This window comes from Stenotrophomonas sp. STEN054 (assembly GCF_056854535.1).
In genome coordinates this window covers 24,662-35,007 of sequence record NZ_JBXFWG010000045.1, presented here as the reverse complement: position 1 = coordinate 35,007, position 10,346 = coordinate 24,662, and the positions used below count along the sequence as shown (strand labels likewise).

Here is a 10,346-nt window from a genome sequence, read left to right as displayed (position 1 = left end):
GGGGGGGTGGGTCGGGTTGAAGGGGTGTGAGCGGCATGGATGCCGCGACCAAGCCCCCATGGACGGGTTCACGGCGTCCCCCTCAACCGGACCCACCCCGCCATCCCGCGGAATGCCAGCCTTTGACGTTGACGTTGACGTTGCATTGAGCGGGTGCAGGGCGCAGCCCTGCAAGGAAAAACCTTCCCTCAGCCGTCGCCCTGGATGCCACCCGGCGCGTGCGAGGGATCGCGCCAGCGCCGCACCGTGCGCTGGAAGAACAGGTTGTTCGGCAGCTGCAGCACCGTGCCCTCGTGGCCGTTACCGGTTTCCTGCAGCGTCGTGTAGATCAGGTTCACGTCGATCACCCGGCCCTTCAGGCCCGGCTTCTCGCCGTTCTCCAGCACCTCGATGTAGTCATGCAGGCGGAACGGGCGCGTGGTGAAGATCAGCAGCGTGCAGAAGATGTTGGACAACACGCTCCACGCCGCGAAGAACGCCACCGCACCCACTGCGGCAAAACCGGTGAAGGCCGTCCACAGCACCGAGGGCGAAGCACCCAGCAGGCTGAGGATGTACAGCAGCGCGCTGAAATAGACCACGAAGCTGATGATCCGGCGCGCGCCCATCGCCATCTCCGGCGGCAGCGTGTAGTGCTCGGCGAAGCGGCGGATCAGGCGGCCGGCAAGCACCCGCAGCAGCCAGGCGACCACCAGCACCAGCACGATCTGCAGGGCGATGCCGATGTAGTGCAGCCACGGGTGGCTCCAGGCGGGCAGGTGGTCTTTCAGCGACAACATCATGGGGCGACAGCATCTGGCGTTAACGACCCTTGATGTTACCCGGCGCGTGCCGGGGTTTCGACCGATCCGGACCAGGCGACGCAGACCAGGGCCTGGCGATGCTGATGCACGCAGGCCTGGCCGCTGTCTGCGCGCAGCTGCAGCGACAGGTCCAGGGCCTGCAGCACGACGCAGGCGACGATCACCAGCAGGGCGGCGCAGGAGGGGCTGGACATGGCAGGACTCCGGGAATTTTCATCAAGGACCCTGCATGGATGCAGCCGGCACCGAAAAGGTTGCAATGCGGCTGCCGTCAATCGGGCTTAAACCTTTTTCCGGGTCGCCGCATCCAAGCGATATGCTCGACACCACCATGCCCGCGCTGCCTGCCGCCAACGACGCCGTCGACGATCCCGCCCTGGTGCGGGCCGCGGCCGCCGGAGACATGGCGGCCTATGAACAGCTCTACCGGCGGCACTCGCCGCGTGTGTTCGCCGTGCTGTGGCGGCTGTGTGGCGGCCAGCAGGCGCGCGCCGAGGATGCGCTGCAGGAAGCCTTCCTGCAGGCGTGGAAGGCGCTGCCGGGTTTCCGTTTTGAAAGCAGCCTGGCCACCTGGCTGCACCGGCTGGGCGTGAACGCGGCGCTGATGGAACTGCGCGGTCGCGCTGCCGGGCAGGACCACGACAGCCTGGAGGATGTCGACGGCGGCCTGCAGGAGCTGGCCGTGCACGATCGCTGCGCCGGCACCGAGCGCGACCTGGAGCGCGCGCTGGCGACGCTGCCACCACGCGCCCGTGCGGTACTGGTACTGCACGACATCGAGGGCTGGAAACACCAGGAGATCGCCGAACAGCTGCAGATGGCCGTCGGCAGTTCCAAGGCACAGCTGCACCGCGCGCGTGGAATGTTGCGCGCGCGTCTGGGAGACATGACATGAGTACCCACGAAACCGATCACGACCAAGACCCCGATCTGCAGGCGCGGCTGCGCGCGCTGCCCCAACAGCGCACGCCCCCCGCCGATGGCTGGGCGCGCCTGGCGGCGCAGCTGCCACCACGCGAGGCCGCACCCGTCGAGGTGGAGCGCGCAGGCAACGTCGTCGTCCTGCCGCAGCGCCGCCGTCTGCGCGGGTGGCTGCCGCTGGGCGCGGCGCTCGCCGCCAGCCTGGCCGTCTATGCAGTGGCACCGTGGCGACAGGCGCCGCTGCAGGCACCAGCACCATCGACCCTGCAGCTGCAGGCGGCGGCCATGACCGAGCAGTACCGGCAGGCCGTGGCATCGCTGCCCGGTGGCCGCGCGGCGGCCTGGCAGCCGGCCCTGCACGAACTGGATGAAAGCGCGGCACAGATCCGTGCCGCGCTGGCGCAGGATCCGCGCGCACCGCACCTGCTTGGACAGCTCAAGCGTACCTACGCGCTGCGGCTGGAATTGACCCGGCAGGCGGCGCAGGCCGCCGCGGCCGGAATGACAACCTGAGGAGATACCCCATGCGATCCCTTTTTCCGCTCTGCGCTGCGTTGCTGCTATTGCCCTCGCTGGCCCTGGCCGACACCCGCGTCGATGAGCGCCATACCCTGGCCAGTGGTGGCCGCATCGAGCTGAGCAACGTGGCTGGCAAGGTCACCGTGCGCGGCTGGGACCGCAACGAGGTGCAGCTGACCGGCAGCCTCGGCGATGGCCTGCAGCTGCGCCAGGAAAAGAGCGCCAACCGCGTGCGCTGGGAAGTGGAGTATCCGCGCCGCCACACCAGCGGCACGGCGACGCTGGTCCTGAATGTCCCGCGCGCATCGGAACTGCTGCTGAGTACGGTCAGTGCCGACCAGGACATCAGTGGCATCGACGTGCGACGGCTGCAGGCCGATACGGTCAGCGGCAGCCTGACCGCGGCCGGACGCAGTGGCGACAGCAAGCTCAACACGGTCAGCGGCAATGTCATCGCCAAACTGCAGACGCCGCGCCTGGACGTGAACACGGTCAGTGGCCGCATCGATGCCGGTGGCGGCGTGTCTGGGGATATTGGTGCGCAGACGGTGTCCGGTCGGGTCGGCGTGGATGCCGGCCGCGTCCAGCGCCTGGCGGTGGAGACGGTCTCGGGCGGCATCGATCTGTCCACCTCCGGCCTGGCGCCGGGGGGGCGCATCAACGTCGAGTCGGTCAGTGCATCGGTGAACCTGCGGCTGCCGGTCAAGGTCTCGGCACAGCTGTCGGTCAACAGCTTCGCCGGCTCGATCAACAGTGATGCCGGCACGGTGGAGCGGCCGCGCTATGGGCCTGGCAGCAGCCTGGACACGAAGCTGGGTGGCGGTGATGGTGACATCCGCATCCAGTCGCATTCGGGCAGCGTGCGGGTCAGCCTGGACCGCTGAGCGCGGCCCGGCAGGCCGCGGCGGCAGCGCCGCCGCGGTCAGGGTGGGTCAGCTGGCTTTCTTCAGCGCCCAGGTGGTGCCAAGCACTTCGATCTTGCCACCGCTCTTGCGGAACGCGGCCAGATCGGACGCAATCGAATCGCTGCTGACCGTGGTGCTGGCGGCCGCGCCCTTGCGTTCGCTGCGGATGCTGTTGGTAGCCTTCGCGGGGGTCTTTGCCTTGCGGGGCATGGTTGCTCCTGTCAGGTGGAAGGGGAGGAAAGCGACCAGGCATCGGCCTGGCGCAGGTAATCCTGCCGCTCGCGGCGGCAGTCGTCGCCACCCATCGAAAACTGGCGGCAGATCGCCGGGCGCTGCGAATAGATCGTGCAGCGCAGGTGATAGGGATCGATCGCCGCGCACCAGCCCTCGTCATTGCGCGCCATCACGGCACGGCCGTGCCTGTCGCGCGAGGTATACTGGCGGGGCACGTCGTCGCCGGCCTGCAGCAGCACGGGCAACCGGCAACAGACCGCGTCACAACGGCGGCAGTCGATGGGTGCAGGTGTTTCTTCAGGTTGTGCGGCCACAGGGGCCAGGCGGGTGCCCAAAGCGGGTCTCGATGGCGGCTCGGGTAGTACGCGGACCATGAACGAGCCAGAAGGCATGGCCGCAAGGCCCGCGACGCGGGCCGGGCCCTACCCGGGTACACACACCGGCGCAGCCGGCGGAAGGTAGAGCCCTATCAAGCCTACCGAGGGTAGCAAACTCTGCGTAACGTTTTGTTAATCCCGGCTGGCTGCCGCGAGCGCCAGGCCCTGGACGACGCCCAGCGAGGGTTCGCCGTGAACCGTGCGGGCGCCCGGGAAGGCCTCGGCGGCAGCCTGCCGCAGGTAGCCGGCGCGGGACATGCCGCCGGTCAGGAACACCGCATCCGGGTCGCCGCCGATGTCGCTGCGGACCTGGGCCAGCAGTTCGCGGATCTGGGTCAGGTAGCCCGAGGCGGCCGTGGCCAGGCCTTCGGTGCTGCTGTCGGCGTGCAGATCGCGGGCGATGTAGTCCAGCGTGCTGCGGTGGCTGGGGCTGCTGCTCAGCGCGATCTTGGCGCGTTCGACGTCGCGGTACAGGCGCGCGGTATTGCCGGTGTCCTGCAGCGCCTGCAGGCGCGAACCCCACGGATCGTCGACATGGTCGTACTTGTGCTGGCGGAAGTCGCGCTGGCGGGTCATGTCCTGCACGGTGGCCGCTTCCACGTAGTGGTGGGCGGGCACGCGGGTGACGCCACGGCCGAACAGCGGCATGTAGCTGGACAGGCTCAGCGACAGGTCGATATCGGTACCGCCGCGGGCGATACCCCAGGCGCGGTGGATGCGCGGGGCGGCATCGCCACCCACTTCGGCGTGGGCGATATCGGTGGTACCGCCGCCGATGTCGACGATGACGGCCTGGTGCCGCTCACGGCTTTCGGCGTGGTAGTGCATGGCCGCCGCGGCTGGTTCCTCGAGGAAATCGATCTGGTCGAAGCCGGCCTGGGTGGCGGCCTCGCGCAGGATGTCCAGCGCCTGGTCGTTGCCGGCGGCGCCGATCGAGCTGCGGAACTGCACCGGACGGCCGAGCAGGGCCGCGCGCAGCGGCTGGCCGAGCTGGGCGCTGGCAGTCAGGCGGATGTGTTCGAGGATGTGCGCGGCGATGCCGGTGATGGTCTGGCGCGCGCGCGGGTGCAGGTTGTAGCCGAGCATCGACTTCGGGCTCTGCACCAGGTTGCCTTCGTGTTCCTCGAAATAGGCTTCCAGGGCGTCATCGCCGTAGATGGCGTTCTGCAGCAGGTCGCTGGCGCTGCGTTCCTGGCCGGCGCGGGCTTCCATCCATTCGCGGCGCAGGGCGCGCAGGGCTTCGCGGCGCAGCGCCTGCGGGGGGCGTTCCTGGCCGGCGGCGCGGGCGGCACGCGCGGCGCTGTCGATCATCTGCTGCAGTTCGTGTTCCTGGCCGGCATCGAGCTGGAAGTCGTCCGGATCAGGCACCACGCCGGGGAAATACACGCTGGTGCGGAACTGTTCCGCTTCGCCGAAGCGGATCGGCAGCAGCTGTCCATCGCGGACGATGGCGGCGGCGGAGTTGCTGGTACCGAAGTCGATGCCAAGGCGCATGGGGAGGTCCGGGGGCGGGCGGGGGGGGCCGCGCACTCTGCTGCAGTTCGGGTCTTCCTGCAAGTTCGCCCTCTGCTTCGGGTGGGTTCAGCGCCCCCTCGGCTCTGGACAGTTTCCCTGATCGCGGCAACAGATGGAAAAGCAAGAACCTACGCTCCTGATTGTCCCTGCCGCCGACGCGGGAAACTGTCCAAGGCGGGACGGAGAGGGGCCGTCGGGACCGTAGGCGCCACGGATGGCGCCTACGAGCTACATGGACGTATTTACCACGTGTCCCGGCGGCCCCTGTCCGTCCCGCCCATGCGATATCAATCAAGGCGCCACACGCAGGAAAAAATGGAAGCACGGATCCGCCGGTTACAATGGCGGTTGTTGATTCATTTTGAGGCACTTGCTGATGTCTTCCGCTCCCGCTTGCCCGCAGTGCACCCTGGAAAACACCTATGCCGATGGCGCGCTGTGGATCTGCGCCGACTGCGGTTTCGAGTGGACCGCCGAGGAGGGCACCGGCACCTCCCTCATCGTGCGTGACAGCAACGGCAACACCCTGCAGGCCGGCGACACGGTCACCGTCATCAAGGACCTGAAGGTCAAGGGCTCGTCCATCCCGCTCAAGCAGGGCACCGTCATCCGCAACATCCGCCTGGTCGAGGACGATGCCGAACATGTCGAAGGCAACTCGGACAAGATCATGGGCCTGGTGCTGAAGACCTGCTTCCTCAAAAAGGCATGAGCCGCGCTCAGCGTCGTGCCTGCTGCGTGCGCAGGCGCGAAAGGCCATCCAGCTTGGCCTGGTAGCGCTGCTGGTTGACGCTGCCACCCAGCGAACGTGCCCGCGTCAGTTCGCGGTCGGCACGGGCCAGCTGTCCCGAGAGGAAATACGCGCGCGCCAGCCCGAAATGGAACTGGTGCGCGTTGTCGTACAGCTGCACCGCGCGCCGGTAATGGCGGATGGCCGTGGCCAGGTCACCGTTGCGCTCCGCGGCAGCACCGGCCATGTACTGCGCGAACGGATCGTCGCGCTGCACCGCCTTCAAACGCTGCTCCAGCGCCTGCGCCTGCGTCACCAGGCCCAGGCGGCGATACAGCACGCTGGCGTTGATCAGCGCCGAATCCTCGCGGCCATCCAGTCGCAGTGCATTCTCGAATGCGGCGCGCGCACCCGCGACGTGACCTTCGCGGCTGTCGAGGACGCCGAGGTTGTTCCAGGTCGGCGCGAAATCCGGCGCGCGCGCCAGTGCCGCCGTGAAGAACGCGCGTGCCCCCATCGTGTCGCCCGCGGTCATGCGCTCGGCGCCGCGGTTGTTGTAGAAGTGCGCCAGTGCGCGGTCCAGCGAGATCGGGTGCGGGCCGCGGCGGTCGTAGAGGATGTTGCGGTCGAGGTCGACGGTGCCGCCGCGACCGTCCACCATGATCCCCACGTTGACGTGGCCCACGCTGTAGACCACGCCCTGTTCCTGGTCCTGGTACCAGGACACCACGCGATCCACCTCCTGCACACGCGCCTGGATGCCGGCTTCGCGCGCCAGAGTGGCAAACAGCAGGGTGAACGTCAGGCAGTTGGCCTGGCGCTTCTGCCAGATTTCCGTGAGCGTGTAGGTCGCCGTCGGGTCGTACTGCAGGTCCAGCGAATGCGCACCGAAGATCATTTCGGCCAGCGCCTGCAGGCGCTGCTCGCGCGAGCTGTGGCGGGCGATCACCCGCGTCTGCAGCATCTGCCGCAGCGGCGCGGGAATGGCCAGCACCTGCTCCGGTGTCGGCACGCTGGCCACCGCAACCGGTGCGGCCGGCGCCACTTGGGGGGCGGGCGGTGGAGGATCCTGGGCCAGGGCGGCTGACACGCCCGTGGCAGCCAGCAAAGGCGCAAGGCAACAAGCGGCAAGACGGCGCATGGCAGTATCCTGCGGCGGCGGGCAGGCCCGCCTGCCGGCAGTGTAGACCCGCGCGGGTGGGACGGCATCAACCATTTGTCGGCCGTCCGCGTTCATCCACATGCGGTGTGGACCAGCCCGCGACAAAGCTGTGGACAACCTCTTGCCAGCCTTGTTCGGCGGGCGATGTGAGCGACTGGTGAAAAATTGTCCAGCTTGCCCGCGGCGCCTGTGGGCGGGATGATCCCTGCATGGACTTCGCCCCGATCCCGCTTGCACCGGCGCAGTGGCAGACGCTGCAGGATGCCTACGCCACGCCGCCGCGCGCCTACCACCACTTCGGCCACGTGCGCGCGGTGCTGCAGCACTGCCAGGACGTCGCGGCCGGACCGGGCTGGCAGCAGCCCGCCGAGGTGTATCTGGCGGTGCTGTACCACGACGCTATTTACCAGGCGGGGCGCAAGGACAACGAAGCGCGCTCGGCCGAGCTGGCGCGCAGGGCCATCGCGCATGCGCCGGAGCTGTCGGGCATCGATGCCGCGCGGGTGGAGCAGCTGATCCTGCTGACCGCGCGCCACGGCGAACTGGGACCGGACGACGTGGATGCCGAGGCGGCCCTGTTCCTGGATTGCGATATGGCCATCCTGGCGGCTCCCGAAGCGGTGTTCGCCGCCTACGACCGCGGCGTGGCCGAGGAGTATAAAGGCGTGGTGCCGGGCTTCCTCTACCGCGCCGGCCGCCGCCGCTTCCTGCAGGGCCTGCTGCGCGCGCCGCGCATCTTCCTCAGCGACTTCTTCCACCAGCGGCTGGATGCGGCGGCGCGCGCCAACCTGCAGCGGCAGCTGGACGCCTGAGCGGGACCGTTACACTGGGTGCCTGTCTGCAACGCCGTGCCTGCCCGTGACCGACCCCGTGTCTGCGCCTGATCCCGATCCGCGTCCGCTACCGCCGGAAGAACCCGGCCCCAACGAGTGCTGCGGCAGCGGCTGCCCGCTGTGCGTGCTCGACCTGTATTCCGACGAGCTGCAGCGCTACCGCAAGGCGCTGGCCGAATGGAAGGCGCGGCATCCGCAGGAGGCGTCATGACGCGCGCGCGGCCGGCGGCATTGCTGGCCATGGTCGCGTTGCTGCTGTTCATCACCACCGCGCTGTGGACCCAGTTCGCGCGCAGTGACCTGGACTGGGTGCAGACCACCCTGAGCATCTACCTGCACGGACCCTGGGGACTGGCCCTGCGCAGTGCCTACTGCCTGTTGGCGCTGGCCATCGCCGTGCTCGGCATTGCGCTGTACCGGCACAGCACGGGCCCGCGCCGCAGTGGCGCCGCACCGCTGCTGTTCACCGTGGCCGCGCTCGGCCTGGCCACCGTGTCCATCGGCGACAGCTGGCTGCCCGAGGCGACGCCACTGCTGGCGCCACTGGTGCATGGCGTGGCCGCCAACACCGCCTTCCTGTGCGCCAGCGTGGGCATGCTGCTGCAGGCCTGGTACCTGCGCCGCGAACCGGGCTGGCAGCGCAGTGCGGCCCTGCTGTGGGGCTGGGCGTGGCTGGCCTTTGCCCTGTTGTGGCTGCACGTGCTGTGGCGGGCAGGTCCGCCGCGTGGGCTGGGCCAGAAAACGGTGATCGTGGTGATCGTCAGCTGGCTGCTGTGGCTGGCGGTGGCGATGTACCAGCGGGGTAGCCGCAGCGCGTCCCGCTGAACCGCCAACGGCCTGCACGGGTACGTGCCGTGCACGCGGTGGCGGCGTATCGTGTGCGCATTCCACCGGGGATGCGATATGAAGCGTGCAGGGCTGGGCAGGGCAATGGGTGTGGTGCTGGCGCTGGCGGCGTTGCCGGCCATGGCGGCAGCGAACGTGCAGCAGTTCAGCCACGGGCGCTTCGACCAGATACCGGTGCACATGCCGGCAGGAACCCCGCAGCGGGTGGTGATCTGGTTCCATGAGCCGACCGCCGGTGGCGATACCAGCCGCCTGCCGATCGAGGCCCTGCGTGCCGATGGCGCTCTCGTTGCCGCCGTGGACATCACCCACCTGCGTGGCGTACTGAAGCGCGAAGGTGATCCGACCTGCTCGTTCGGTGCCGGCGACGTCGAGAATTTCTCGCGCTGGCTGCAGGCATCGCTGCACCTGCCGGGTTATCACCTGCCGTTGGTTGGCGGTGATGGCGAAGGTGCGGAGATGGCCTACACGCTGGCCGCGCAGGCCGATACCCAGGTCTTTGCCGGCCTGCTGACCACCGGCTTCTGCCCTGGGCACAGCCACGAGCGCATGGTCTGCGGCGATGGCGTGAAGCACAACCGGCTGCAGCCGGCCGAACTGAATTTCCCGTGGCTGAGCGCGGCCGGCGGCAACGCCTGCCAGGCCGGCCAGGCCAGCCCGTTCGTGCAGCAGGTGGCGATGGCGCGTGAGTTCAAGCGCACCGCGCGCGGCGATGCCTCGCCGGGCCTGGTGGCTGCGGCACGGGTGGTGGGCGCGCAGGCCGGCGTGAGCCTGGCACCGCCGCCGGATGCGTTGAAGGGATTGCCGGTGGTGGAAGTGCCGGCCACCGGCAACGGCGACACCCTGGCCATCTTCGTGTCGGGCGACGGCGGCTGGGCCGGCCTGGACAAGAACGTTGCCGCCTCGCTGAGCGAGCATGGCGTGGCCGTTGTCGGCATCGATTCGCTGCGCTATTTCTGGAGCGAGCGCACGCCCAAGGGCTTTGCCGCCGACCTGCAGAAGATCATCGCCCACTACCGGCAGCAGTGGCACCGCGACAAGGTGATGCTGGTCGGCTTCTCGCAGGGCGCCGACGTGTTGCCGGCCACCATCAACCAGCTTGATGCAGGCACCCGCGAGAGTGTGGAGCGCATCGCCCTGCTGTCGGTGGGGCGCAAGGCCGATTTCGAATTCCACGTCAGTAACTGGCTGGGCGGTGGTGGCGATGGCCTGCCGATCGCACCGGAAGTGGCCAGGCTGCCGGCGGGCAGGACACTGTGCGTGTACGGCGAAAAGGATGAGGATGCGCTGTGCCCGGATCTGCCCGCCAGCGAGGCAGTGCAGAAGGTGAAGCTGCCGGGCGACCATCACTTCAATGGTGATTACGACCGCCTGGCCGAAGTGATCCTCAAGGGCGGCGCGTAAACCGCACCCACAGGCAGCGCCGGGCCATGCCCGGCGTAGAGCGTGCGAACCAACGGTTCGCACCCACCGGGGTGGGTTCGCACCCATCGGGGTGGGT

At 68.7% G+C, this 10,346-nt stretch carries 14 protein-coding genes; 8 read left to right on the top strand and 6 right to left on the bottom strand.

All coding sequences use genetic code 11. From position 1 onward, the window contains the following. Nucleotides 1-188: 188 nt before the first annotated feature. Nucleotides 189-782, bottom strand: coding sequence for a mechanosensitive ion channel domain-containing protein (locus AC1VXD_RS15940; protein WP_482992852.1), 594 nt, complete (start codon nucleotides 780-782; stop codon nucleotides 189-191). 35 nt (nucleotides 783-817) lie between these two features. Then, the gene (locus tag AC1VXD_RS15935; RefSeq protein WP_108769565.1) at nucleotides 818-997 is read right to left on the bottom strand and encodes a hypothetical protein; all 180 of its coding nucleotides are present in this window, start codon (nucleotides 995-997) and stop codon (nucleotides 818-820) included. A gap of 122 nt (nucleotides 998-1,119) precedes the next feature. Here AC1VXD_RS15935 and AC1VXD_RS15930 point away from each other — a divergent pair, with 122 nt between their 5' ends. Genes AC1VXD_RS15930 through AC1VXD_RS15920 form a run of 3 tightly spaced genes read left to right on the top strand, consistent with a single transcriptional unit; the run spans nucleotide 1,120 to nucleotide 3,127 of the window. Further along, complete coding sequence (locus tag AC1VXD_RS15930) at nucleotides 1,120-1,698, top strand: RNA polymerase sigma factor (protein ID WP_482992851.1); 579 nt, start codon at nucleotides 1,120-1,122, stop codon at nucleotides 1,696-1,698. Beyond that, nucleotides 1,695-2,237, top strand: coding sequence for a hypothetical protein (locus AC1VXD_RS15925; RefSeq protein WP_482992850.1), 543 nt, complete (start codon nucleotides 1,695-1,697; stop codon nucleotides 2,235-2,237). The genes AC1VXD_RS15930 and AC1VXD_RS15925 overlap by 4 nt, the downstream gene beginning before the upstream one ends. A gap of 11 nt (nucleotides 2,238-2,248) precedes the next feature. Further along, nucleotides 2,249-3,127 carry a DUF4097 family beta strand repeat-containing protein gene (locus AC1VXD_RS15920; RefSeq protein WP_482992849.1) on the top strand — a complete coding sequence of 293 codons (879 nt, stop codon included), beginning with the start codon at nucleotides 2,249-2,251 and terminating at the stop codon, nucleotides 3,125-3,127. A 48-nt stretch (nucleotides 3,128-3,175) separates the two neighbouring features. Here AC1VXD_RS15920 and AC1VXD_RS15915 read toward each other — a convergent pair whose 3' ends face one another. The 3 genes from AC1VXD_RS15915 to AC1VXD_RS15905 all read right to left on the bottom strand — a co-directional run bounded on the left by AC1VXD_RS15915 (nucleotide 3,176) and on the right by AC1VXD_RS15905 (nucleotide 5,253). After that, the gene (locus tag AC1VXD_RS15915) at nucleotides 3,176-3,358 is read right to left on the bottom strand and encodes a hypothetical protein (protein ID WP_079222716.1); all 183 of its coding nucleotides are present in this window, start codon (nucleotides 3,356-3,358) and stop codon (nucleotides 3,176-3,178) included. Between the two features lie 11 nt (nucleotides 3,359-3,369). After that, nucleotides 3,370-3,663, bottom strand: a complete 294-nt coding sequence (locus AC1VXD_RS15910; RefSeq protein ID WP_108747862.1) for a YkgJ family cysteine cluster protein — start codon at nucleotides 3,661-3,663, stop codon at nucleotides 3,370-3,372. Between the two features lie 228 nt (nucleotides 3,664-3,891). Beyond that, the gene (locus AC1VXD_RS15905; protein WP_482992848.1) at nucleotides 3,892-5,253 is read right to left on the bottom strand and encodes an Hsp70 family protein; all 1,362 of its coding nucleotides are present in this window, start codon (nucleotides 5,251-5,253) and stop codon (nucleotides 3,892-3,894) included. 397 nt (nucleotides 5,254-5,650) lie between these two features. Here AC1VXD_RS15905 and AC1VXD_RS15900 point away from each other — a divergent pair, with 397 nt between their 5' ends. Next, nucleotides 5,651-5,986 (top strand): zinc ribbon domain-containing protein YjdM, encoded by a 336-nt coding sequence (locus AC1VXD_RS15900; protein WP_482992847.1) that lies wholly within the window; start codon nucleotides 5,651-5,653, stop codon nucleotides 5,984-5,986. Between the two features lie 7 nt (nucleotides 5,987-5,993). Here AC1VXD_RS15900 and AC1VXD_RS15895 read toward each other — a convergent pair whose 3' ends face one another. Next, nucleotides 5,994-7,145 (bottom strand): tetratricopeptide repeat protein, encoded by a 1,152-nt coding sequence (locus AC1VXD_RS15895; RefSeq protein ID WP_482992846.1) that lies wholly within the window; start codon nucleotides 7,143-7,145, stop codon nucleotides 5,994-5,996. A 230-nt stretch (nucleotides 7,146-7,375) separates the two neighbouring features. On the opposite strand from AC1VXD_RS15895, the gene AC1VXD_RS15890 reads away from it, so the two are divergent. The 4 genes from AC1VXD_RS15890 (at nucleotide 7,376) to AC1VXD_RS15875 (ending at nucleotide 10,249) form a co-directional block, all read left to right on the top strand. Then, nucleotides 7,376-7,978: an HD domain-containing protein gene (locus tag AC1VXD_RS15890; RefSeq protein WP_482992845.1), complete on the top strand. Its 603-nt coding sequence runs from the start codon at nucleotides 7,376-7,378 to the stop codon at nucleotides 7,976-7,978. A 46-nt stretch (nucleotides 7,979-8,024) separates the two neighbouring features. Next, nucleotides 8,025-8,210, top strand: a complete 186-nt coding sequence (locus AC1VXD_RS15885) for an oxidoreductase-like domain-containing protein (protein ID WP_108769556.1) — start codon at nucleotides 8,025-8,027, stop codon at nucleotides 8,208-8,210. After that, entirely contained in the window at nucleotides 8,207-8,824 is a 618-nt protein-coding gene (locus AC1VXD_RS15880) for a DUF998 domain-containing protein (RefSeq protein WP_482992844.1), read from the top strand. Before AC1VXD_RS15885 ends, AC1VXD_RS15880 begins: the two co-directional genes overlap by 4 nt. A gap of 78 nt (nucleotides 8,825-8,902) precedes the next feature. Continuing rightward, nucleotides 8,903-10,249 (top strand): virulence factor family protein, encoded by a 1,347-nt coding sequence (locus AC1VXD_RS15875; protein ID WP_482992843.1) that lies wholly within the window; start codon nucleotides 8,903-8,905, stop codon nucleotides 10,247-10,249. The last annotated feature ends 97 nt before the right edge of the window (nucleotides 10,250-10,346 follow it).

Excerpts from the sequence above, each read along its gene's own strand:
- AC1VXD_RS15880 (WP_482992844.1), top strand. The coding sequence starts at position 8,207 with ATGACGCGCGCGCGGCCGGCGGCATTGCTGGCCATGGTCGCGTTGCTG.
- AC1VXD_RS15895 (WP_482992846.1), bottom strand. The coding sequence starts at position 7,145 with ATGCGCCGTCTTGCCGCTTGTTGCCTTGCGCCTTTGCTGGCTGCCACG.
- AC1VXD_RS15935 (WP_108769565.1), bottom strand. The coding sequence starts at position 997 with ATGTCCAGCCCCTCCTGCGCCGCCCTGCTGGTGATCGTCGCCTGCGTC.
- AC1VXD_RS15930 (WP_482992851.1), top strand. The coding sequence starts at position 1,120 with ATGCTCGACACCACCATGCCCGCGCTGCCTGCCGCCAACGACGCCGTC.
- AC1VXD_RS15920 (WP_482992849.1), top strand. The coding sequence starts at position 2,249 with ATGCGATCCCTTTTTCCGCTCTGCGCTGCGTTGCTGCTATTGCCCTCG.
- AC1VXD_RS15875 (WP_482992843.1), top strand. The coding sequence starts at position 8,903 with ATGAAGCGTGCAGGGCTGGGCAGGGCAATGGGTGTGGTGCTGGCGCTG.
- AC1VXD_RS15940 (WP_482992852.1), bottom strand. The coding sequence starts at position 782 with ATGATGTTGTCGCTGAAAGACCACCTGCCCGCCTGGAGCCACCCGTGG.
- AC1VXD_RS15900 (WP_482992847.1), top strand. The coding sequence starts at position 5,651 with ATGTCTTCCGCTCCCGCTTGCCCGCAGTGCACCCTGGAAAACACCTAT.
- AC1VXD_RS15905 (WP_482992848.1), bottom strand. The coding sequence starts at position 5,253 with ATGCGCCTTGGCATCGACTTCGGTACCAGCAACTCCGCCGCCGCCATC.
- AC1VXD_RS15915 (WP_079222716.1), bottom strand. The coding sequence starts at position 3,358 with ATGCCCCGCAAGGCAAAGACCCCCGCGAAGGCTACCAACAGCATCCGC.
- AC1VXD_RS15925 (WP_482992850.1), top strand. The coding sequence starts at position 1,695 with ATGAGTACCCACGAAACCGATCACGACCAAGACCCCGATCTGCAGGCG.
- AC1VXD_RS15890 (WP_482992845.1), top strand. The coding sequence starts at position 7,376 with ATGGACTTCGCCCCGATCCCGCTTGCACCGGCGCAGTGGCAGACGCTG.